Annotated in this window: 21 protein-coding genes; 8 read left to right on the top strand and 13 right to left on the bottom strand. The window is 56.3% G+C overall.

Annotation, left to right across the window (positions count from 1 at the left end):
- Positions 1-359 precede the first annotated feature (359 nt).
- The 6 genes from ypfH to dapA all read right to left on the bottom strand — a co-directional run bounded on the left by ypfH (position 360) and on the right by dapA (position 6,887).
- Positions 360-1,058 carry an esterase gene (gene ypfH, locus ABLU88_RS13085; protein WP_348836689.1) on the bottom strand — a complete coding sequence of 233 codons (699 nt, stop codon included), beginning with the start codon at positions 1,056-1,058 and terminating at the stop codon, positions 360-362.
- Between the two features lie 77 nt (positions 1,059-1,135).
- Complete coding sequence (locus ABLU88_RS13080; protein ID WP_348836688.1) at positions 1,136-3,136, bottom strand: GNAT family N-acetyltransferase; 2,001 nt, start codon at positions 3,134-3,136, stop codon at positions 1,136-1,138.
- A gap of 12 nt (positions 3,137-3,148) precedes the next feature.
- Entirely contained in the window at positions 3,149-4,015 is an 867-nt protein-coding gene (locus tag ABLU88_RS13075; RefSeq protein WP_014839185.1) for a neutral zinc metallopeptidase, read from the bottom strand.
- Positions 4,016-4,135: 120 nt separating this feature from the next.
- Positions 4,136-4,849: a phosphoribosylaminoimidazolesuccinocarboxamide synthase gene (purC, locus tag ABLU88_RS13070; protein WP_004104417.1), complete on the bottom strand. Its 714-nt coding sequence runs from the start codon at positions 4,847-4,849 to the stop codon at positions 4,136-4,138.
- Between the two features lie 108 nt (positions 4,850-4,957).
- Positions 4,958-5,992 carry an outer membrane protein assembly factor BamC gene (gene bamC / locus ABLU88_RS13065; RefSeq protein ID WP_049101678.1) on the bottom strand — a complete coding sequence of 345 codons (1,035 nt, stop codon included), beginning with the start codon at positions 5,990-5,992 and terminating at the stop codon, positions 4,958-4,960.
- 16 nt (positions 5,993-6,008) lie between these two features.
- Positions 6,009-6,887: a 4-hydroxy-tetrahydrodipicolinate synthase gene (dapA, locus tag ABLU88_RS13060; RefSeq protein WP_004853086.1), complete on the bottom strand. Its 879-nt coding sequence runs from the start codon at positions 6,885-6,887 to the stop codon at positions 6,009-6,011.
- A 153-nt stretch (positions 6,888-7,040) separates the two neighbouring features.
- Between dapA and ABLU88_RS13055 the strand changes: the two genes are divergently transcribed.
- Entirely contained in the window at positions 7,041-7,610 is a 570-nt protein-coding gene (locus ABLU88_RS13055) for a glycine cleavage system transcriptional repressor (RefSeq protein WP_004123480.1), read from the top strand.
- Between the two features lie 3 nt (positions 7,611-7,613).
- Complete coding sequence (gene bcp, locus ABLU88_RS13050; RefSeq protein ID WP_004104423.1) at positions 7,614-8,084, top strand: thioredoxin-dependent thiol peroxidase; 471 nt, start codon at positions 7,614-7,616, stop codon at positions 8,082-8,084.
- Positions 8,085-8,162: 78 nt separating this feature from the next.
- Here the strand turns inward: bcp and ABLU88_RS13045 are convergent, their stop codons facing one another.
- Positions 8,163-9,230, bottom strand: a complete 1,068-nt coding sequence (locus ABLU88_RS13045; RefSeq protein ID WP_004123481.1) for an AI-2E family transporter — start codon at positions 9,228-9,230, stop codon at positions 8,163-8,165.
- A 229-nt stretch (positions 9,231-9,459) separates the two neighbouring features.
- Here ABLU88_RS13045 and bepA point away from each other — a divergent pair, with 229 nt between their 5' ends.
- On the top strand, positions 9,460-10,923 hold the full coding sequence (gene bepA, locus ABLU88_RS13040) for a beta-barrel assembly-enhancing protease (protein ID WP_348836686.1): 1,464 nt from the start codon (positions 9,460-9,462) through the stop codon (positions 10,921-10,923).
- 9 nt (positions 10,924-10,932) lie between these two features.
- A complete protein-coding gene (arsC, locus tag ABLU88_RS13035) occupies positions 10,933-11,292 on the top strand; it encodes an arsenate reductase (glutaredoxin) (RefSeq protein WP_004853095.1) in 360 nt (119 codons plus the stop codon).
- 26 nt (positions 11,293-11,318) lie between these two features.
- On the opposite strand, the gene ABLU88_RS13030 is transcribed toward arsC, so the two are convergent.
- From ABLU88_RS13030 to bglK, 5 genes are all read right to left on the bottom strand, one after another.
- Positions 11,319-12,020 carry a DnaA inactivator Hda gene (locus ABLU88_RS13030; protein ID WP_211800913.1) on the bottom strand — a complete coding sequence of 234 codons (702 nt, stop codon included), beginning with the start codon at positions 12,018-12,020 and terminating at the stop codon, positions 11,319-11,321.
- Between the two features lie 95 nt (positions 12,021-12,115).
- On the bottom strand, positions 12,116-13,405 hold the full coding sequence (uraA, locus tag ABLU88_RS13025) for a uracil permease (RefSeq protein ID WP_004853099.1): 1,290 nt from the start codon (positions 13,403-13,405) through the stop codon (positions 12,116-12,118).
- A gap of 96 nt (positions 13,406-13,501) precedes the next feature.
- Complete coding sequence (upp, locus tag ABLU88_RS13020) at positions 13,502-14,128, bottom strand: uracil phosphoribosyltransferase (protein WP_004123492.1); 627 nt, start codon at positions 14,126-14,128, stop codon at positions 13,502-13,504.
- 182 nt (positions 14,129-14,310) lie between these two features.
- Positions 14,311-15,741 carry a 6-phospho-beta-glucosidase gene (locus ABLU88_RS13015; RefSeq protein WP_348836684.1) on the bottom strand — a complete coding sequence of 477 codons (1,431 nt, stop codon included), beginning with the start codon at positions 15,739-15,741 and terminating at the stop codon, positions 14,311-14,313.
- A gap of 9 nt (positions 15,742-15,750) precedes the next feature.
- Positions 15,751-16,644: a beta-glucoside kinase BglK gene (gene bglK / locus ABLU88_RS13010; RefSeq protein ID WP_014230345.1), complete on the bottom strand. Its 894-nt coding sequence runs from the start codon at positions 16,642-16,644 to the stop codon at positions 15,751-15,753.
- 265 nt (positions 16,645-16,909) lie between these two features.
- Here bglK and purM point away from each other — a divergent pair, with 265 nt between their 5' ends.
- On the top strand, positions 16,910-17,947 hold the full coding sequence (gene purM / locus ABLU88_RS13005) for a phosphoribosylformylglycinamidine cyclo-ligase (RefSeq protein ID WP_004853107.1): 1,038 nt from the start codon (positions 16,910-16,912) through the stop codon (positions 17,945-17,947).
- Positions 17,944-18,585 (top strand): phosphoribosylglycinamide formyltransferase, encoded by a 642-nt coding sequence (purN, locus tag ABLU88_RS13000; RefSeq protein WP_014230347.1) that lies wholly within the window; start codon positions 17,944-17,946, stop codon positions 18,583-18,585. The genes purM and purN overlap by 4 nt, the downstream gene beginning before the upstream one ends.
- A gap of 43 nt (positions 18,586-18,628) precedes the next feature.
- Here purN and ABLU88_RS12995 read toward each other — a convergent pair whose 3' ends face one another.
- Positions 18,629-19,987, bottom strand: coding sequence for a glycosyl hydrolase family 28 protein (locus tag ABLU88_RS12995; RefSeq protein WP_064375072.1), 1,359 nt, complete (start codon positions 19,985-19,987; stop codon positions 18,629-18,631).
- Between the two features lie 421 nt (positions 19,988-20,408).
- Between ABLU88_RS12995 and ABLU88_RS12990 the strand changes: the two genes are divergently transcribed.
- Positions 20,409-21,863 carry an MFS transporter gene (locus tag ABLU88_RS12990; RefSeq protein WP_049083717.1) on the top strand — a complete coding sequence of 485 codons (1,455 nt, stop codon included), beginning with the start codon at positions 20,409-20,411 and terminating at the stop codon, positions 21,861-21,863.
- On the top strand, positions 21,838-22,935 hold the full coding sequence (locus ABLU88_RS12985) for a glycoside hydrolase family 88 protein (protein WP_032693135.1): 1,098 nt from the start codon (positions 21,838-21,840) through the stop codon (positions 22,933-22,935). The genes ABLU88_RS12990 and ABLU88_RS12985 overlap by 26 nt, the downstream gene beginning before the upstream one ends.

The following is a 22,935-nucleotide window of genomic DNA, read 5'->3' as shown; positions in this document are numbered from 1 at the left end:
CTGCGCTCTTTTCCCGGGGGCGGCGCTTAACGCGCCTTGCCCGGGCTACGGGTTTACAGCTCGTCTGCAGGTCCGGTAGCCCGAACAGATACGCAGCATCGCCTCCGGAAGATTACCCCACTCTGCGCTCTTTTCCCGGGGGCGGCGCTTAACGCGCCTTGCCCGGGCTACGGGTTTCCAGCTCGTTGCAGGTCCGGTAGCCCGAACAGATGCGCAGCATCGCCTCCGGGAAATTATCCCACTCTGCGCTCTTTTCCCGGGGGCGGCGCTTAACGCGCCTTGCCCGGCTACGGGTTTCCAGCTCGTCTGCAGGTCCGGTAGCCCGGACAGGCGCATCGCGCCGCCTCCGGGTTTATTATTCACAGCAGTTCAATAATATCGCTGTCTTTCGGCGTGCTGCCGCTGAGGGCTTCGTCGAAATAGTGCTTCGGTACGGTAAAGCGCAGATGATCGAGGGCAAACTGCATACTGCGATCGTCAATCGCGTGCCCCAGATCTTCAACAATATCCAGCGTCACGTCACCGCCGGCCTGCTGCAGCGCCTCCTGCCCCGCTACCGCCCACGCCAGATCGATCGCCCGATCTTCACCGCCGTGGATCAGGTGAACAGTGGTCGCGGTCGTCGCGGTCTCCGGCAGCGTCGCATAGCGGCCGTTAAAGGCGATCACCCGCGATGCCAGACCCGGCTCGGCTTTAATGCTCTCCAGCGACATAATCGCCCCCTGTGAGAAGCCGATCAGCGCCGTCGCCTGCGGGCTGACGCCGCTCTGCTGTTGCCAGTAGCGCACCGTTTCAATAAAGGTCGGCATGATGGCATCCACCCGCTGCTGGCGATTTTCTTCGCTAACGCCCTGCACGGAAAACCACTGGCGTCCCGGAGGCGGACCGCACGGCTCAGCGCCGCCGATACTGACAATCAGCGCATCGGGAAACAGCGGCGCAAACCAGCTACCGATTTGCCCCATGGCCACCGGGTTATCGCCGACGCCATGAAACAGCAGCAGCAGTTGCTGTGCAGGTGTCGCGGGGCTCTGAACAATAAAATGATCGTGTTTCATGGCTGTCTCCTTAATGTCTGCAAGGAAGTTTACGCCGCATGCGAAATATGACCATGCCATTTAACTGAAGGAGTTAGTTAAAAAAATTGCAGCATTTTAACCTGCCGGCGCAGGTCGTTGGCGCGGTTTTCATCCAGGCTGAGCAGCGCCTGCGCCGCCTCTTCGCGCAGCCTGGCCAGCAGCGCTTTCCGTCCGGATAAGCCTAACGTCCGGCCAAGCGCGGCCTCATCCTGCTGCTGTAGGCGGGCCCGCAGCGCCGGAAGCGGCAGCTCCACCAATATAAGCAGGCGATTGAGGCTACCCGCCGAGGTCAGCAGCGGACGATGGGCAAAAGCAAAACCCGCCACCTCCAGCCAGTCTTCTTCAGTAAGAATAGTCGCTTTCAGCGCCGTCAGCGGCACAGGTTCATCTCGCCACTCGCGCAGCCAGAATTCGTCGCGCTGCAGCCGTTGGGCTTCTTCGCTTGCCAGGCGATGGCCCGCTTCGCTGAGAGGATAGAGCGCCATCGCGGTGTAACAGCCACTGCTGGCTTCCCGATGCGTGCCCAGCCGCACCAGCGTAAAACCGCAGCGTTGCCAGAAACGCCACAGCTCAGGCGTGTAGCCAAAACTCACCGAGAGATAATCCCGGTCCGCAGCCTGCGACGCCGCCCGGGCCACCAGCCGCTGCCCCAGCCCTTCGCGCTGGCGAGCCGGATGCACGGCAATACGGCTGATGCGCAGCCCCGCTAACGTAGCCGCCAGTGGACTACCGCCGTGCGCCGCCAGCGACTGCGCCACCAGATTGCCGCGCGGACGGCGATAGCCGGCCCACACCGCCTGGCTAAGCGGCGGCTCAAGACCGCCCTCCTCCACCAGCCATAGCGCTCCGGCGATGCGCTCCCCGCCGCGGGCGCAGGTAAAATGCTGCCCCGGCGCATCCATCATGCGCCGGAGGTCCAGCGGCGACGTGCGATAGTGGGCCCCGGAGAGCAGCTGATACATCGCTTCCGGTAACGCAGACTGTCGCCGCCAGCTCTCCTGGCTGACGCTTTCCAGCACGATATCGCCGCCTGGCGCGTGCTGAAAGGTCTCGTCGTTGAACAGCAGCAGCCGCGCAATCGCCGCCTCCAGCGGGCAGCCGCTTGCCCAACGGATGGGCGTCGTCAGGCTAAACTGCCGTAAGTGCGCAAAACTGGCGCAAAACTTAAGCAAAAAGCCGCGTCCCGTCCCCTCGTACCCCTGAACGGTAGTGGTCAACAGCGTCCTCGGGAAGCGGGAGACCAGCTGGCGCAGCAGCGGTCCGGGGATGGCCGCGGCCTCATCGACAATCAGCCATCCGGCGGTGCAGCCGGAAGCCAGCAATGCGTCGGGGGCCATAAAGCGGAAAGCCTCCCCGGCGAATGTCGCCATCACCTCCGCTGCTCCCCGCGCCGGTGCCGTGACGATGGCATCTCCCCCCAGATGGCGAATAAGCATTCCCGCGAGCGCGGACTTGCCTCGCCCGCGCTCGGCGGTTAGCGCCGCAATACCGGGAGGGAACCGGGCCAGTTCGGCAAGCACGGCAGCCTGCTCCGCCTGCGGATGTCCGTCGGCGGGATGCCATGGCGGGCGCACGGGTAACGCGGGCACCGCAAGTTCATTGCCCTGCCGCCAGAGAATGGACGCGTTATCCGCACTAATCTGTTGGCAAAAACGATAAACAAAATTCGGCGTGGGGATGGGGTCAGGAGCGTCGCTCCAGCGCAGAGAATCCGCATCAGGACGGGCCGGCCATTGCGCAAAGTCGGGAGTGAGCAATACCAGCCAGCTTCCGGCGCGCAGCGTACCGGCTAATGCGGCAAAGGCCGCCACATCAAAACCCTCGCGGGCATCGAAAAAGGCGTGCTGGAATTCGCGGCCCAGCAGCGATTTCAGGGCAGCAGACGAGACGTACGGCTCGGGCATCGGACGCGGGCCGACCCACAGCCCGTCGCCCGCCAGTGCGGTACGTACTCTTTGCGCCTGACGCAGGGTCCAGGCATCGTCGCCGCTGAGAACCAGCAGACGACGAACGCCTTCGCGCGCCATCTGCGCCGTCAGGTGACGCAGTTCATCCATGACAACAGAGCATTACAGCGCGTTGCCGAAGGTGTTGCACTGCGCCGGGTCGCCGCTATCGAAACCGCGTTTAAACCAGGTATAGCGCTGCTGCGACGTTCCGTGGGTAAAGCTGTCCGGCACGACGCGCCCCTGGCTCTGCTGCTGCAGGCGATCGTCGCCAATCGCCTCTGCGGCATTCAGCGCTTCCTGCAGATCGCCGGTCTCCATGTAGTCTTGCTTCTGCATGTTGTAGCCCCAGACGCCGGCAAAGCAGTCCGCCTGTAGCTCCATTTTTACCGACAGACGGTTCGCTTCCGCCTGCGAAGCGTTTTGCTGCAGCTGGCGCACTTTCGATTCAATACCCAACAGCTTTTGTACGTGATGGCCAACCTCGTGGGCGATAACGTAACCCTGCGCGAAATCGCCGCCGGCGCCAAGCTTGTTTCTCATCTCATCGTAGAATGACAGGTCGATATACACCGTGCTGTCCGCAGGGCAGTAAAAAGGCCCCATGACCGATTGACCGGTGCCGCAGGCGGTCCGCGTCGCGCCGCGGTACATCACCAGTTTGGGCTGCGGATACTGACGGCCCATATCTTTAAAAATAGCGCCCCAGGTATCTTCCGTGTCCGCCAGAATCACCTTCGTGAATTTCGCGGCCTCTTCATCCTGCGGGCTAATGGAGCGTTGGGTGGTTTGCTGTTGAGATACCGGCTCGCCGGTCAGCATGCCGGTTAAATCCACGCCGTAATAGCCCGCCACCAGAACAATAATCAGCAGTACAATGCCGCCTTTACCGCTGGGGAGACGAAAACCGCCTCCGCCGCCCATCGGTGAACCAGATTGACCACGACGATCTTCCACATTGTCGCTCTCGCGACGTCCTTGCCAGCGCATAAGCACCTCAATTCATCATATTAACCAATGAATAAGATCGTAGGCGGTTCAGCGGAGGATTACCACAGGAAACAGCAAGAAGAGCGCCAGAAGAAGAAAACTTCTTCTGGCGTCGGGGGATTAGTCGAGCTTCACGCCCAGGCGATGAGCGACTTCTTCGTAGGCTTCAATCAGGCCGCCAAGGCTCTGGCGGAAGCGGTCTTTGTCCATTTTATCCATGGTTTTTTTATCCCACAGACGGCTGCCGTCCGGAGAGAATTCATCCCCCAGCACCACTTCGCCTTTGAACAAACCGAACTCCAGCTTGAAGTCCACCAGGATCAGGCCCGCATCGTCAAACAGCTTTTTCAGCACATCGTTAGCTTTGTAGGTCAGCTCCTGCATACGCGCCAGGTTCTCTTTGCTCACCCAGCCAAAGGTTTCACAGTAGGATTCGTTGACCATCGGGTCGTGCATGGCGTCGTTCTTCAGGAACAGGTCGAACAGCGGCGGGTTCAGCTCGATGCCCTCTTCAATCCCTAAGCGTTTCACCAGCGAACCGGCAGCGCGGTTACGCACCACGCACTCCACCGGCACCATATCCAGCTTTTTAACCAGACACTCGGTATCGGACAACAGCGCTTCCATCTGGGTCGGGATACCCGCTTCCGCCAGCTTGCTCATAATGAAATGGTTGAACTTGTTGTTCACCATGCCTTTACGATCGAACTGCTCAATGCGAGCGCCGTCCCCTGCTGACGTATCGTTACGGAATTCGAGTATCAACAGATCCGGGTTTTCGGTGCTGTATACCGTCTTCGCTTTACCACGATACAACTCAGCTTGCTTTTGCATCTTTGTCACTCCAGTGATGATTAACGATAAAAATTTGTGCTTTTCTGCCGACGCACACGTTTGCGTCACTATACATTAAAAAGGGCCGGATTGCTCCAGCCCTGTTAATTACTTACTTAATGCAGCCTGGAATACGGCGACCAGGGCATCATTTTGCGACTGCGTCAGCGTATGGCCTTTCGGGTCGATGAACTGCAGACTGCTGCGGTTATCGAGGTCCCCGACCTGCAGTTTATAATCGCCGGAAACCAGCTGCGGGTCGCGGGCGCCCAGATCGGTCCAGCCGCTGTCGGAAAGCGGTTTGTAGGTGACGGAGAAGCTGCCCTGAGAACGAGAGCTATCGGTGACCTTCATGCCCACTTTTTCCAGCGCGCCCGGCAGGCGTTGCCACACCAGGTTAAACGGCGCGCGAACGATCAGCATCGGCAGGCCGGTATCATCAGCGCCGCTCTGCACGTCGAAGGTCGCCCCGGCGTTTTTCTGCGCGGCGTTCTGCGCGCTGGTGGCGTTCAGATCCAGACCTTCGGAGATGACGTTCAGCATGGCGGTACTGTAGCGCTGCAGCGAAGCCGGATCGGCAACAGGTTTACCCGCCTGCTCCAGATTCACCAGCTTCACGATCACCGCCTGCTGATAGCCCTGCTGCTTAACTGAGATTTGATAGCGACCACGATACTGCTGGTCTTCATCGAGGCGATTCCATTCGACCCAGTCGGTATTCAGCGTCTGGCCGGCATCGTCGCGTTTCGCGATAGTGTAGTTTTTCGACTGCACGATGCTTGCCACCTGCGCCCACAGCGAACCGCTGCGTCCGTTTTCCACCATCAGCGTCGCGGTATCACCGTTAAACTGCGTACGCGCGCCGCTGACCAGCGCCAGTGGCTGGGCCGGCGGACGAATGTCCAGGGCTTTGCCAGTGTTACCGGTGCTGGTCGCAACCGGAATATTATAATCACCCACCTGAATCGGCAGGATCATCCCTGCTGGCGCGTGAAGTTCACTAAGCGGCGTAGCCTGCAAATAGGCCTCGTCGCCGCTCACCTGACGCTTGTAGCGCGAGTCAGAACTACAGGCCGCGAGGAGTAGAACCAGCGAAACACCCGCAACCTTCGCCAGGCGCGACTTCTGTACTGAGTAAGCCATCAAATCTCCCTAAACTTTACAGCAAACCGGCATGCTTCAGCGCTGCGGTCACAACCTTAATACCGTTTTCGGTAATCGGGGTCATCGGCAGGCGTAGCGTATCGGTCGCCACAAGACCCAACGCCTTACAGGCCCATTTGACCGGGATAGGGTTGGGTTCGACAAATAATTTGGTATGCAATGGCATCAGACGCTGGTTAATCGCACGAGCTTCGGCAAATTGACCTGCTAGCGCCAGTCGGCACATCTCGGCCATTTCGCGCGCCGCAACGTTTGTCGTTACGGAAATCACGCCATGACCGCCAAGCTGCATAAAGTCCATTCCGGTCGCGTCATCGCCGCTCAGCAGAATAAAGTCATCTGAAACCAGCTCTTTGATCTGATGAACGCGGCTTAAGTTCCCCGTCGCTTCCTTAATACCGATAATATTTTTAATTTCCGCCAGACGACCAACGGTTTCAGGCAGCATATCGCAACCGGTACGGGACGGCACATTATACAGGATTTGCGGCAGGTCAGTATGTTCTGCGATAGCTTTAAAGTGTTGGAACAGCCCTTCCTGGGTCGGACGGTTGTAATACGGCGTTACCGTCAGGCAGCCAACCACGCCGCTATCGTTAAATCGCTTGGTCAGGCTAATCGCCTCTGCGGTTGCATTTGCACCGGTACCGGCAATGACCGGGATACGCCCGTCGGCCAGCTCCAGCGTCTGCATCACCACATCACCATGCTCTTCATGGCTCAATGTTGCGGACTCTCCGGTAGTCCCTACCGAAACGATCGCCGAGGTTCCGCTGGCGACATGATAATCAATCAGTTTTTTCAGGCTTGACCGGCAGACGTTGCCGTTTTCATCCATTGGCGTGACAAGCGCTACAATACTTCCCGTAAACATGGGCCATCCTCAGAGCATAAGTGGGACAAGATTCTCAATGTTACGTTTGGAGTCGTAATAAAAGCAAGAGACCCGATGCCATCAGGGATGTTGTATGCCGGTTTTTTTTATGCTTTCCTAACGTTACCTCACCTTTTTAAAGGAAGAACAGGTTTGACAGCCTCATTACAACACTATCTGGTTATTACCGCGTTGGGTGCTGACCGCCCAGGCATCGTGAATACGATCACTCGTCACGTCAGCAGCTGCGGCTGTAATATTGAAGACAGTCGGCTGGCCATGCTTGGCGATGAGTTTACGTTTATCATGCTGCTTTCCGGCTCGTGGAATGCAATTAACCTGATTGAATCCACTCTGCCGCTGAAAGGCGCCGAGCTGGATCTGCTTATCGTGATGAAGCGTACAACCGCGAGGCCACCTCAGGCGATGCAGAACACCGTCTGGGTTCAGGTTGAGGTGCCGGATTCGCCGCATATCATTGAGCGGTTTACGGCGCTGTGCGATACGTGGAAAATGAACATTGCCGAGCTGGTTTCCCGCACTCAGCCCGGAGCGAACGACGAGTCAGCACAGCTTTTTATTCAAATCACCGCCCACAGCCCGACTACGCAAAATGCATCAAATATCGAACAAGCGTTCAAAGCCCTATGTACAGAACTGAATGCACAAGGCAGTATTAACATTGTTAATTATTCACAGCATGATGAACAGGATGGAGTTTGAGTGATGAACCCACTGAAAGCCGGTGATATTGCACCGAAATTTAGCTTACCGGACCAGGACGGCGAGGAAGTAAATTTGACCGACTTCCAGGGACAGCGTGTTCTGGTTTATTTTTATCCGAAAGCCATGACCCCGGGCTGCACCGTACAGGCGTGCGGTTTACGCGATAATATGGACGACCTGAAAAAAGCAGGCGTTGAAGTACTGGGTATCAGTACGGATAAACCAGAAAAACTCTCCCGTTTCGCCGAAAAAGAGCTGCTGAACTTCACTCTGCTGTCTGATGAAGATCATCAGGTATGCGAGCAGTTTGGTATCTGGGGTGAAAAAACCTTTATGGGGAAAACCTACGACGGTATCCATCGTATTAGCTTCCTCATCGACGCCAACGGCAAAATCGAACATGTGTTTGATGATTTCAAAACCAGCAATCACCACGACGTGGTGCTGAACTGGCTGAAAGAAAACGCCTGACGCTAAGATAAACGCAAGACGCCGGGTCGTTCTCAACCACCCGGCGTCTTTTTTTAGGGCATTCCTTGCGGCTTAGCGCTAATGCTCGTCTTCCACTATCAGGCCATCCGGCCAGGCGTGCACCACCGCTTTGATGAGCGTCGCCAGCGGAATAGCGAAGAACACGCCCCAGAATCCCCACAGACCGCCAAAAATAACCACCGACAGAATAATCACCAGCGGATGCAGGTTAACGGCTTCCGAGAAGAGTACCGGCACCAGCAGGTTGCCATCCAACGCCTGAATAATCAGGTACACCGCAAACAGGCTCCAGAACTCGGTTCCCGCGCCAAACTGGAACAGCGCCACGCCCACCACCGGAATGGTGACCACAAACGCGCCGATATAGGGGATTAATACCGAGAACCCTACCAGCACCGCCAGCAGCAGCGAATAGTTGAGGCCAAAAAGGATAAAGCCAATCCACGTCGCCACGCCGACGACGATCATCTCCAGCACCTTACCGCGAATATAGTTGGTAATTTGCTGGTTCATCTCTTTCCATACCTGCCCGGCCAGGCCGCGGTTGCGCGGCAGCACCCGGCGTACGGCGTTAAGCATCTGCTCTTTATCTTTCAGCAGAAAGAAAACCATCAGCGGCACCAGCACCAGATAGACCGCCAGGGTCAGCAGCCCGACCAGAGAGGCCAGCGAATATTTCACCACCGAGTCGCCGACGGTTAACATCCGGCTGCGCATATTCTCCGCCATCGCGTCGATAATGCCGGCATCCATGAGGGCCGGATAACGGCGCGGCACCGTGGCGGCGAAATCGGAAAGTTTATTCAGCATCCCGGGCATATCGCGAATCAGATAAATGCCCTGCTGCCAGGCAACCGGCATCACCACAAACGCCATCAGCAGCAGAATGCCGACGAACAGAATCAGAACGACCGAGGTGGCCCAGGTACGTGAAAACCCGATACGCTCCAGTCTGACGGTGGGCCACTCCAGCAGATAGGCCAGAACAATCGACACTAACAAAGGTGCCAGCAGGCCGCTGAAGAAAAACATAATGCCGAACCCAGCCAGCAAAATGACCAGCAGCGCTATCGCCTCCGGGTCGCTGAACCGACGACGGTACCACTGCATTAACATCTGGAGCATAAAACCCTTCCCTGAAGAGCGGAGCTGTAACAATCTCAGGAATTGTATCGAAATGTCACAAAAAAGACTTCGCTTTTTATGGGTAAAACCACAAACATTACTGGCCGGATGAATATCATATTTGCAACGCCGCGAACGACGGCTAAACTCGCTGGACCTGCTTGCGGTCAGGGAACATTACGCCGCACAATCGGTCAAACTGGCACACCTACATTACAGGACAGAGGTTATGTTCAGGCAGTTGAAGAAAACGCTGGTGGCGACCGTCATAGCGTCGCTGACGCTGGGTTCAATATTCCCTGCTTTTGCCGATACCGCAGACACTCTGCCGGACATGGGCACCTCCGCAGGAAGCACGCTCTCCATCGGCCAGGAAATGCAGATGGGAGATTACTACGTGCGCCAGCTGCGCGGCAGCGCGCCGTTAATCAACGATCCGCTGCTGGTGCAGTATATTAACGGTTTAGGCATGCGCCTGGTGTCGCACGCCAATTCCGTTCGCACCCCGTTCCACTTTTATCTGATTAATAACGATCAAATAAACGCCTTTGCTTTCTTCGGCGGTAACGTCGTACTGCACTCGGCCCTGTTCCGCTACTCGGATAATGAAAGCGAGCTGGCGTCGGTAATGGCGCACGAAATTTCTCACGTCACCCAGCGCCACCTTGCCCGCGCGATGGAAGACCAAAAGCGTAACGCTCCGCTGACCTGGGTTGGCGCTTTGGGGTCGATTCTGCTGGCGATGGCCAGCCCGCAGGCCGGGATGGCCGCGCTGACCGGCACCCTGGCGGGCAGCCAGCAGGGGCTGATCAGCTTTACCCGCCAAAACGAGGAAGAGGCAGACCGCATTGGCATTCAGGTCCTTCAACGTTCAGGTTTCGATCCGCAGGCGATGCCGGCGTTTATGGGTAAGCTGCTTGACGAGTCGCGCTACTCGACCCGGCCGCCGGAAATGCTGCTGACCCACCCCTTACCGGAAAGCCGTCTCGCCGACGCCCGCAACCGTGCGAACCAGATGCGCCCGGTTGTCGTGCAATCCTCGGCTGACTTCTACCTGGCAAAAGCCAGAACGCTGGGAATGTACACCTCCGGCGACAATAAGCTAGGCAACGACCTGCTGAGCAGCTGGGAAAAAGGCAATATTCGCGAACAGCACGCCGCCCAGTACGGCCGCGCGCTGCTGGCGATGGGCAGCAACAATTACGATCTGGCGCGCAAAACGCTACAGCCGCTGCTGAGCGCCGAACCGCAGAACGCCTGGTACCTTGACCTGGCGACCGATATCGATCTCGGGCAAAAGAGAGCCACAGACGCGATTAATCGCCTGAAGGGCGCCCGCGAGCTGCGTACTAATCCGGTGCTGCAGCTCAACCTCGCCAACGCCCTGCTGGAAGGCGGGCAGCCGGGGGAAGCGGCGACGATCCTTAACCGCTATACCTTCAATAATAAAGATGACGTCAATGGTTGGGATTTGCTGGCGCAAGCGGAAGCTAAACTGGGAAATCGCGATCAGGAGCTGGCAGCCCGAGCGGAAGGCATGGCGCTGGTTGGCCGACTCGATCAGGCCATTACCCTGCTCAGCAGCGCCAGCTCACAGGTAAAATTAGGCAGCCTGCAGCAGGCCCGCTACGATGCGCGTATCGATCAGCTGCGTCAGCTGCAGGAACGCTTCAAACCGTACCAGAAAATGTAAGGAGACCTCATGTCCGATACGGTCAAAATCTATCACAACCCGCGCTGCTCCAAGAGTCGCGACACGCTGAGCCTGCTGAAGGCTAACGGCATCGACCCCGAAGTGGTGCTCTATCTGGAGACGCCGCCGGATGCCGCCACGCTGCGCCAGCTGCTGAAGATGCTGGGGATGGCCAGCGCGCGCGACTTAATGCGCCAGAAAGAAGATCTCTATAAATCCCTCGATCTCGCTAACCCGCAGCTGAGCGAAGATGCGCTGATCCAGGCGATGGTTGATAATCCAAAGCTGATTGAACGGCCTATCGTCGTTAGCCACGGCGAGGCCCGTATCGGTCGCCCGCCGGAGCAGGTTCTGGAAATCGTTAACTAAGTTGTTGATCCTCAGGCCGCGGCCCGCTAAAGCTTGAGGATCTCTTTCACGAAAGGAATGGTCAGCTTGCGCTGGGCGGTAATGGAAGCGCGATCGAGCTGATCGAGCGTCATAAACAGCGAACGCATTTCGCGATCCAGCCGCTTAAGCAGGAACCGACAGACGTCTTCCGGCATTTCGAAACCGCGCAGTCTGGCGCGAAGCTGAAGCGCCTGGAGCTTGTCTTCATCCGACAGCGGCTGCAGCTTGTAGATTTGCCCCCAGTCAAGACGCGAAGCCAGATCCGGCAGGCCAAGCTTGAGCTGGCGCGGCGGTCGGTCGCCGGTAATCAGCAGCCGGGTTTTACCGGACTCGAGAATGCGGTTGTAGAGGTCGAAAATCGCCATTTCCCACAGTTCATCGCCCGCTACGCACTCAATATTATCGATACAAACCAGCGACAGGTGTTCCATCCCGTCCAGCACTTCAGGAACAAACCACGTCCGTTTATCCAGAGGTACGTAGCCCACCGCATCGCCGCGCTGAGAGAGCTCCGCGCAGGCCGCGTGCAGGAGATGGCTGCGCCCCGCCCCTTCGCGTGACCAGATGTAGATGTATCCGCTATGTTCCTGCCGCAGCACGTTCTGAAGGGCGGCAAGAAGAGAAGGGTTATCGCCCGGCCAGAAACTCGCGAAAGTTTCATCATCGGGAAGATACAGTGGCAAAGAGAGCTGTGCCGGTGCGTTCAGATGGACCTCAACATAGGCTTGCAGAAAAACGCGGAGAGTTTAGCACAGAAATACGCAAGGAGAGAACCGGGCAGGATCGCCGCCCGGTATAAGGATCAATGTTTTGCTTCTTCGCTATCCGCAGCGTCGAGAACCACCTCTTCCGGACGCAGCACGCTAATCAGTTTGAAGATCAGGCTCAGCCCGACGCCAACGATGGTCGCCAGCGCCATGCCTTTCAGCTCGGCGGCGCCGATATGCACTTTTGCCCCGCTGACGCCGATGATCAGGATAACGGAGGTCAGAATCAGGTTCTGCGCCTTGTTGTAATCGACTTTAGATTCGATCAGCACGCGAATACCCGAAGCGCCGATAACCCCGTACAGCAGCAGCGAGACGCCGCCCATTACCGGCAGCGGGATAATCTGGATCGCCGCCGCCAGCTTGCCGACGCAGGAGAGCAGAATCGCGATGATCGCCGCGCCGCCGATAACCCAGGTACTGTAGACGCGGGTGATCGCCATCACGCCAATGTTCTCGCCGTAGGTGGTGTTTGGCGTGGAGCCAAAGAAGCCGGAGATCACCGTAGACAGGCCGTTGGCAAACATTGAACGATGCAGGCCCGGATCGCGGATCAGATCTTTTTTGACGATATTGGCCGTGACTACCAGATGTCCAACGTGCTCGGCGATCACCACCAGCGCGGCGGGGAGAATGGTGAAAATCGCAAACCATTCAAAGCGCGGGGTGTAGAAGGTCGGCAGCGCGAACCAGTGGGCCTCGGCGATGGGCGTGGTATCGACGACGCCCATCACGAAGGAGAGCGCGTAGCCGACCAGGACGCCGATTAAAATCGGGATAATCGCCAGGAAACCGCGGAACAGCACCGAACCGAAAACCGTCACCGCCAGCGTCACCATCGAAATAATAATGGTTTTGCTGTCCGGCGATTGCCCGTCAGCGGGCAGCAGACCGGCCATATTCGCCGCCACGCCCGCCAGCTCCAGGCCGATAACCGCGACAATCGCGCCCATCGCCGCCGGTGGGAACATCACGTCCAGCCAGCCGGTTCCGGCTTTTTTGACAATAAAGGAGACGATGCAAAACAGCACGCCGCACATGATAAAGCCGCCGAGAGCGACTTCGTAGCCCAGCGGCAGCAGAAGCAGCACCGGGGAGATAAACGCAAAGCTCGATCCGAGATAAGCCGGAATTTTGCCTTTGCAGATGAAAAGATATAACAGCGTTCCGATGCCGTTAAACAGCAGTACCGTGGCCGGGTTGATATGGAACAGAACGGGCACCAGTACCGTTGCGCCAAACATGGCGAACAGATGTTGCAAACTAAGCGGGATTGTCTGTAAAAGCGGCGGTCTTTCACTCACCCCGATAGCACGGCGCGTCATGGCATTTTCCTCTGAGAGTCGTTTGTTGATTGCTGTTGGTGTGTTTTTATTCAAAAAAAAGCCGACTCTCAAAGTCGGCTTTTTCTACTTCATCATTTATTTCGTACCAAAAATCTTATCGCCGGCGTCGCCGAGCCCCGGAATAATGTATCCGTGCTCGTTCAGGCCCTGGTCGATGGACGCGGTGTACAGCTCAACGTCCGGATGCGCTTTCTCCAGCGCGGCGATGCCTTCCGGCGCCGCCACCAGAACCAGCACCTTAATGCTGGAGCAGCCCGCTTTTTTCAGCAGGTCGATGGTGGCGATCATGGAGCCGCCGGTCGCCAGCATCGGGTCAACCACCAGCGCCATGCGTTCGTCGATGTTGGATACCAGCTTCTGGAAGTAAGGCACCGGCTCAAGGGTCTCTTCGTTACGATAGATGCCCACCACGCTGATACGCGCGCTCGGCACGTGCTCAAGCACGCCTTCCATCATCCCCAGACCCGCGCGCAGAATCGGCACTACGGTAATTTTCTTGCCTTTGATCTGCTCAATTTCTACCGGGCCGTTCCAGCCTTCGATGGTGACTTTTTCGGTCGCCAGATCGGAAGTAGCTTCATAAGTCAGTAAGCTGCCAACTTCTGAGGCGAGTTCACGGAAGCGTTTGGTGCTGATGTCGTGCTCACGCATCAGGCCCAGCTTGTGTTTGACGAGTGGGTGTTTCACTTCCACGATCTTCATTCTCTTTCTCCTCTGAGGGGCAGCCACAAAAAAAATCGCCGGATTATACCGCCTTTTTCCTTTTACGCCATAGCCGATATGTTTGACCGGGATCAACCAAAATGCTTTACGCTGCCTGAGCCAGTATAAGACAAAATAAAAAAACCCCGCGAAGGCGGGGCTGAATGGGGCTTTACGGCCGTTTATAGCTTTTCGCCGTTGCTGCCGATAACCTGCTGATACCAGGCAAAAGATTTCTTACGGCTACGCGCCAGCGTGCCGTTGCCCTCATTATCTTTATCCACGTAGATAAAGCCGTAGCGTTTTTTCATCTCACCGGTTCCCGCGGAAACCAGGTCGATACAGCCCCACGGGGTATAGCCCATCAGGTCGACGCCATCCTCAACAACCGCTTTTTTCATTTCGGCGATATGGGCGGAAAGGTAGTCAATACGATACTGGTCATCCACCGAGCCGTCCGCTTCGCGCACGTCGATGGCGCCAAAGCCGTTCTCCACAATAAACAGCGGCAGCTGGTAATGGTCCCAGAACCAGTTCAGGGAGTAGCGCAGCCCGACCGGATCAATCTGCCAGCCCCAGTCTGACTTCTGCACGTACGGGTTGGAAACCAGGCTCTTGCTTTCATCGTAATCCAGCTGCGGATTATCATCCGTTGCTTTCGTGGCGAACGACATATAGTAGCTAAAGCCGATATAGTCGACGCAGCCCTGAGTCAGCGCCACGCGGTCTTCTTCGGTGATGTCCAGCGCAAAACCGCGACGCTCGAAGTAGTTCAGCAGGTGCTGCGGATAGCGGCCGCGCACGTGAACGTCGGTAAACCAGTAGCGGCGATGCATGGCGTTCATCGCCATCATCATGTCGTTGGGCGCGCAGCTCAGCGGGTAAATCGGACACATGGCGATCATGCAGCCAATCTGCAATGACGGGTTAATTTCGCGGGCGGCTTTAACCGCCAGCGCGCTGGCGACCAGCTCATAGTGCGCCGCCTGAAGCATGACCGGCTCGCGGTCCTCCCCCGGCAGATATTTCAGTCCGGAGTTGGTGAACGGCGCAAAATCTTCGTGGAAGTTGGCCTGGTTATTGATCTCATTGAAGGTCATCCAGTACTTCACTTTGTGCTGGTAGCGGGTAAATACCACCCGGGCAAAGCGGACGAAGAAATCAATCAGTTTACGGTTACGCCAGCCGCCGTACTCCGTCACCAGATGGTACGGCATTTCGAAGTGGGAGAGCGTAATCACCGGCTCAATACCGTGCTTCAGGCACTCATCGAACAGGTCGTCGTAAAACTGCAGCCCGGCCTCGTTAGGTTCTTGCTCATCGCCCAGCGGAAAGATGCGCGTCCAGGCAATAGAGGTGCGGAAGCATTTGAAGCCCATTTCGGCAAACAGCCGAATGTCGTCTTTATAGCGATGATAAAAATCAATCGCTTCGTGGTTGGGGTAGTTTTTCCCCGGCAGCACGCCATCGGTGATTTCGCGCGGTACGCCGTGCGCGCCTGCGGTCATCACGTCGGCGACGCTCACCCCTTTACCGCCCTCTTTCCAGCCGCCTTCCAGCTGATGCGCCGCCACCGCGCCGCCCCACAGAAAACCTTCTTTAAATCCGGACATGTTCTCTCCCTATGCGCAGTCGCCGCTCTGCGACCGGTATTGCTGATTGAAATGGTAAACCGCGCCTACCAGCCCGGCATCGTTGCCGTGGCTGACGGTGTCGATATATTCCGCAATGCCAAACCAGGCCAGATGTTCGCGCAGCAGCGCCAGAAAGCCCGGTCGTTCCACAATCCCGCCGCCGATCAAAATCGTTTGCGGGTCGAATAAGTTGACGAGGTTGTAAAGCCCGGTACCCAGGCCGTTAAAGAATTCAGCGACCAGACGTCGACAGGTGGCGTCGCCCGCATCGTAGCGGTCAAAAATCTCTTCGCCAGTGACGTCATCCAGCGCCTTGCCGATATGTTCAGCGTAGCGATGGCGCAGCACGCGCAGCGTGCAGTTTTCATTCATCGAATAGCGCCGCACATCGCGGGTGCCCGGACGCGCGGTTTGCATATAGCCGAACTCGCCGGCGCGGAAGCGCGCGCCGTGGACCAGCTGGTTATTACAGAAAATCGCCCCGCCGATGCCGGTGCCGATGGTCAGGACCAGAAAATTGCTCATGTCGGCGGCTTTACCCCGCCAGCGCTCGGCCAGCAGCACGCAGTTGGCATCATTCTCAATGGCCACGGGCAGGCGAACCTGCTGCTCAAGCCAGCGCTTGATGGCGAAGTTATCGAATTTACGGATGGCGCCGCCCATTTCGATAAAGCCGGTGTGCGGGTTAACGTAGCCGGGCGCGCTGATTGCCACCCCTTCACACGCCGGGTGAGCGGCGATCCACGCCAGCATCGCCTGCAGGATCTGGTCGCCGTCGCTGTCGACGATGTTCTGCTTTCCTTTCTCCAGCAGCGTGCCTTCGCGCGTCATTACCCCCATTTTTAGCGCCGTGCCACCGATATCAAATGCGGCAATGTTCATCCTCAGCTTTCCTCCAGAATCCATCACATTCGCGGTTTATCTCTCCAGAAATCAGGAAAGAAACCGGTTTCACTGGCATGATGATTATTCCCGACAACGCTGGCAAGCAGAAGAATGTACCCGGTTTCATTTTCGTGAACAGTATCAAATTTGCGCACTTAACGGCCGTTTTGCATCGGCTGCAAAGCAGGCTCGCAAACGTTTGCTATCCCTGTTAGAATTGCGCCGTTTTTTATTGCTACCGCAAACGCGTGGAGACTTCGCAGTGACCGATAAAACCTCTCTCAGCTATAAAGATGCCGGCGTGGATATTGATGCAGGCAACGCTCTCGTCGACCGTATTAAGGGCGTGGTGAAGAAAACCCGCCGCCCGGAAGTGATGGGTGGACTGGGCGGATTCGGCGCGCTGTGCGCGCTGCCGCAGAAGTATCGCGAACCGGTTCTGGTCTCCGGCACCGACGGCGTCGGCACCAAGCTGCGTCTGGCGATGGACCTCAAGCGTCACGACACTATCGGTATCGACCTGGTCGCTATGTGCGTAAACGACCTCGTGGTTCAGGGCGCAGAGCCGCTGTTCTTCCTTGATTACTACGCGACCGGCAAACTGGATGTCGATACTGCGTCGAGCGTAATCAGCGGCATTGCCGAAGGTTGTCTGCAGTCAGGCTGCGCGCTGGTGGGCGGCGAGACGGCGGAAATGCCGGGCATGTACCACGGCGAAGATTATGACGTGGCCGGTTTCTGCGTTGGGGTAGTAGAAAAATCAGAAATTATCGACGGCAGCAAAGTGGCCGATGGCGACGTGCTGGTGGCGCTGGCTTCCAGCGGCCCGCACTCTAACGGCTACTCTCTGGTGCGCAAAATTATCGAAGTCAGCGGCGTTGACCCGCAAACCACCGATCTCAACGGTAAGCCGCTGGCCGACCATCTGCTGGCGCCGACCCGCATTTATGTGAAATCCGTACTCGACCTGATCGCCAACGTTGACGTGCACGCCATCGCCCACCTGACCGGCGGCGGCTTCTGGGAAAACATCCCGCGCGTGCTGCCGGACAACACCCAGGCGGTCATTGATGAATCCTCCTGGCAGTGGCCGGACGTGTTCAACTGGCTGCAAACCGCGGGTAACGTTAGCAGCCACGAAATGTATCGCACCTTTAACTGCGGCGTCGGCATGGTCATCGCGCTGCCGGCGGAAGCGGCGGATAAAGCCATTGCCTTCCTGAACGACAAAGGTGAAAGCGCGTGGAAAATAGGGTATATCAAAGCCTCTGATTCCGAACAGCGTGTGGTCATTGAATGAAAAACATCGTGGTGCTGATTTCCGGTAACGGTAGCAACCTGCAGGCGATTATTGACGCCTGCGCCCGGAAAAAAATCAACGGCACCCTGCGTGCAGTCTTCAGCAACAAGGCCGACGCGTTCGGCCTTGAGCGCGCGCGCGCGGCCAATATTCCGGCTCACGCGCTCGCCGCCAGCCAGTTTGCCAACCGGGAAGCTTTCGACCGCGAGCTGATGCACGAGATCGATGCTTACGCGCCGGATCTGGTGGTTCTCGCCGGCTACATGCGTATTCTTAGCCCGGCTTTTGTCGCCCACTACCAGGGGCGCATGCTGAATATCCACCCTTCCCTGCTGCCAAAATATCCGGGGTTGCACACCCATCGTCAGGCGCTGGAAAATGGCGATGAGGAGCACGGGACGTCGGTGCATTTTGTGACCGATGAGCTGGACGGAGGTCCGGTGGTTCTGCAGGCAAAGGTACCGGTTTTCGCTGAAGATACCGAGGACGACATTACCGCTCGCGTACAGGCGCAGGAGCACGATATCTATCCCCTGGCTATCAGCTGGTTTGTCGACGGCCGCCTGCGCGCGGAAGGAAACGAAGCCTGGCTTGATGATGTTCCTCTTCCACCGCAGGGATATGCGGCAGAAGAGTAAACTTCCCCGCCTCTGGCGTCCGCTGGAGGCGTTTTTCATTAGCTCAGGTTTCCCGCACGGATGACCGCTCGCATTTTTCCAGACACAGCGCTTGCGTATTCCAGCCTGCCGGTAGGGGAACTGGACGCTGCCAATCAAGTTCTCTGATGACTAAATCGGAAACCCCCTGCGCAAACAGGACGGGTAGCCCTCCGGGATAGGGTTCGACTCCCCAGGCCTTTCCCGTTTCTGGGTTGAGGCACCAGGCGTTATCGATACCCATTCCTGTTGGCGAAAAAGGATTACACGGCGGACGAATATCATAATTCCCCTGCCAACCGTGGCAATGCAGTCGCTGGGTAAGCTGAATACTCTCGAGTCGTATTCGGTTGATCATGGAAGGGGTTTCACTGTGCATATTGATGGCGCCTTCACATTCTCCGCAAAGCCCACGAAACTGGATTTGCGTAATCTCACCGGGCTCGATCTGCGGATTCCTGCGGCGCGCGGAGAGGAAAATCGGGTCCGCCTCCCCCCAGTGACAGGCTGGCGCCGCCACACACTCAAAAGTCATGCTGGTAAAGAGCATTCTTCGTAGCCGACCGCCATCTCGTGAAATCAGGCCGATACCGCGATTCGAATCATAGATAGTGCAGTTGCTGACCACAATATCTTCAATATCTTGCCAGGTTTCCGTGCCGATTTTAAAAGCGCAGCTTTTTGAGCGCAGGGTACAATTGACGATCGTCACCTGACGTAGAGGACGTTGGATAGCCGCCGGTTTATCGGTGGTTTTCAGACAAATTGCATCGTCCGCCGCACTAAAAAAACTATTAGCAACGTGTACCTGCTGACAGCTATCGATATCCAGCGCATCAGTATTTGCCATTGTCAGATCGTTATCGACGGTAATGCCATCCATCACCACCTGTGAACATGAAACAAGATGAATTGTCCACATCGGCGCATGGTGTATACAGATATTTTCCAGCCTGACCCGCTGGCAATTTTCCAGAAGAATCATGCGCGGCCGCTGTTCGGCGGGCGTGCGATAGCCCATATCATCAACCGATGAGGAGAACCAACCATCTGCATTACCGTAAATAGTACCGCCCCCACAAATCGAGATATTTTCGGCATCCTGGGCATAGAGGAAAGCCCGGTCTGAGCACTCTGCGCGGCTTAAGGCCACCGCCTGGGTGAAATCAGCATAATTATCGCTGACGATGAGTTCTGCACCGGGTGACAACCACAGGCAGGTGTTTGACCCCATGCGTAACCCGCCAAGGTAATATTTTCCACTTTCCACCACCAGCGTACCGCCGCCCGCTTGCGATAAGGTATCCAGCGCTTTTTGAAAAATCTCAGTGTCGCGAGTAATACCATCTGCGTGCGGGCGCCAGTTTGAAAGAAAAATGTTCATAGGATTTCCTGAGATGAAATGGGAATGCTATCTGAACACAGTCATTATCGATCGCCGTAGGGCAAAACAGCATCGACATAAGTAATCTGTCGCCGTTCTCACAACGTCCTTTTTTCCCGCAGTTCATCTGTGATTTCGGACACATTTCTTCTCGCTCCTTCCGCAGAAATAGCGATGGCTATCACATTTCATTTTTTCGCCCGTCCTAATACTGCCGGCCATATCACGCTATTTATTTCATTTAATCCGCTTTCTCCGCCCCGCTCTCAGTTCTTAACAAAAGCGCCTTAATGACGATTCCGCAAAATTTTCACCTCTTTTACTGTGCTACTTCCTCTTTACTGACAGAAGAGACAGGAAAATGACGAGGACAGTAACGGCACCACGGGAAGTAAAAACACGCAATATTCTCTGCTGGGGGATGGGCGATATCTTCGGCAGCGGGGCAATGACGATCACCGGGCTTTGGCTGCTTTATTTTTATATTGAAGTGGCGGGCCTTTCTCCCGCCGCCGCCGCATCCATCTTTGCGATCGCCAAAATTTGGGATGGCATCACCGACCCGATCATGGGTTATATCACCGACAATATTCGCACGCGCTGGGGGCGACGCCGAATATTCTTTATTATCGGCGCGCCGCTCTCCTTTTGCTTTGCCCTGATGTGGGTAAGCGGTTTTGGCTATTCCTGGTATCTTGGTACTTATTTGTTATTCAGCACCGTTTTTACCCTCTTGATGGTGCCCTACGATACGCTGCCTGCGGAGATGACCTCGCGTTACGATCTGCGTTCAAAAATGTCTGGCGCGCGGATGCTATTTGCCCAGGCGACAGCGTTTTTATCTGCACTTATCCCAGGACAAATTTTGGCGCACGTCGCCGATAAATCGCAGGCATTTTTATATATCGGCCTGGTCTTTTCCGTACTCTTCGCCCTACCGTGGATCTTCGTTTGGCGGGGAACCTGGGAACGGGAGAATCTCCCGCCGCCTTCGACTCAGTGCGGGATGGGGAAAACAATTATTTCGCTGTATCGAGAAATGGCTTCAACTTTCCGTTTACGTACTTTTCGTATTCACATCATGATGTACGTTGGCGGAGCCGTCGCCCTGGATATTTTCGGCTCGCTGTTTATGCACTATCTTACATATGTACTTCAGGTCGGCGCATCCTTAGCTTCCCAGGCAATGAGCCTGATGACGCTATTTCAATTTTTTGCCATCCCTTTCTTTACCTGGCTTTGTATTCGCATCGGCAACGGCAACGCCTACAAACTGGCAATTGCACTGATTATGTGCGCTCTACTGTGGTTCAGCCAGCTTTCCGCCTCCATTAGCCATTTATCAGGGTTCTTATTCGGCGGGGCCATCGTGATGGGCATCGCACGCGGCGGAACCTATCTTATTCCATGGAACGTCTACAACTTTTTACCTGATGTGGATGAAGCTTATACCGGCGTCAGACGTGAAGGCATTTACGCGGGCGTCATGATGCTAACGCGCAAATTTTCCCAGGCCCTCGCCCTGTTTATTGTTGGACTGGCGCTGGAGGCGTTTGGCTTTACCAAAGGCGCAGAGTCGCAAGATGCCGCCGCGCTAAACGGCATCTGGTGGGTATTCCTTATCGGGCCGGGTTTACTCACTCTGCTGGCGATGTACGGCGCGTTTCGCTTTCGTCTAAGCCAGGAGTGTCATAAGACGCTTACCTTCGAGCTAGAGCGTCTGCGGTCTGGCGGTAAACCCGAAGATGCATCAACACAGGTACGACAAACCGTAGAGTTACTTACCGGGCATCCGCATATGAATACCCACTGGCAGCATACAGCTGAAACGACAGCGCAAAGGAATCACTATGTCGCAGAAAATAAGCCATCCTGAAATCATCCGTCTTATCGAAAAACTGATCGATAGCCTCACCGCAATTCAGGATGACAATGGTCAATTCCTGCAGCGCCTGCCTGACGGGCGCGTGATTGATACAAAAGGCTGGGCTGGATGGGAATGGACACATGGTATCGGCTTGTTTGGTCTCTACCGCTACCATGAACTTACCGGCTCATCTCGCGCCAGGCAGATTATTGACGACTGGTTCAGCGCCCGTTTCGCCGAAGGAACGCCGGAGAAGAATATTAATACCGCGATCCCTTTTTTGACGCTTGCCAGTCGCTACCAGCAGGACGCTCGTCACGAATGGCGCGCGTATCTGGAAGTGTGGGGAGATGCGCTTTATCGTCAGATTCCGCGCACTGATGAAGGCTGCATGCAGCATGTCACCTACGAAAACGCGCATTATCAGCAAATCTGGGATGACACCTTGATGATGGCGGTCCTGCCTCTGGCCAGGATTGGGCTTTTATTGCAAAAACCTTACTGGGTAGAAGAAGCAAAATTTCAATTTCTACAGCACATTCACTACCTTACGGATAGAAAAAGTGGTTTATGGTTTCACGGCTGGAATTTCGACGGCAGGCATCATTTTGCCGGTGCCCGATGGGCTCGTGGCAATAGCTGGATAACACTGGCGATTCCTGAACTACTGGAAATGCTCAATCTTGATGAGCATGACGCCTTCTATCGCCAGCTCTGTAACATCCTGCAGGGCCAGGTATCCGCCCTCGCCCGCTGTCAATGTGAAAACGGGCTATGGCCGACGCTATTAGATGATGCAACAAGCTACGCTGAAGCCTCAGCAACAGGGGGATTTGCAGCCGGTATCCTGAAAGCGATACGTCTCGGCTACCTGGACGACAGCTATCTACCCGTTGCCGAACGAGCAATCGCAGGCATTATTGAGCATATCTCGCCGGAGGGAGAGTTAACCCAGGTTTCATTTGGCACGGCAATGGGACACGACCTTGACCATTACCGACGAATCCCCCTAACTGCGATGCCATATGGCCAGGCGCTGGCGATGCTCAGCCTGGTCGAGGCTTTATACCGCACGCGTTAA

Origin of the sequence: Klebsiella sp. GW_Kp182 (assembly GCF_040062275.1) — a bacterium.
Classification (GTDB): domain Bacteria; phylum Pseudomonadota; class Gammaproteobacteria; order Enterobacterales; family Enterobacteriaceae; genus Klebsiella; species Klebsiella michiganensis.
This window is presented reverse-complemented; position numbering and strand designations above follow the sequence as displayed.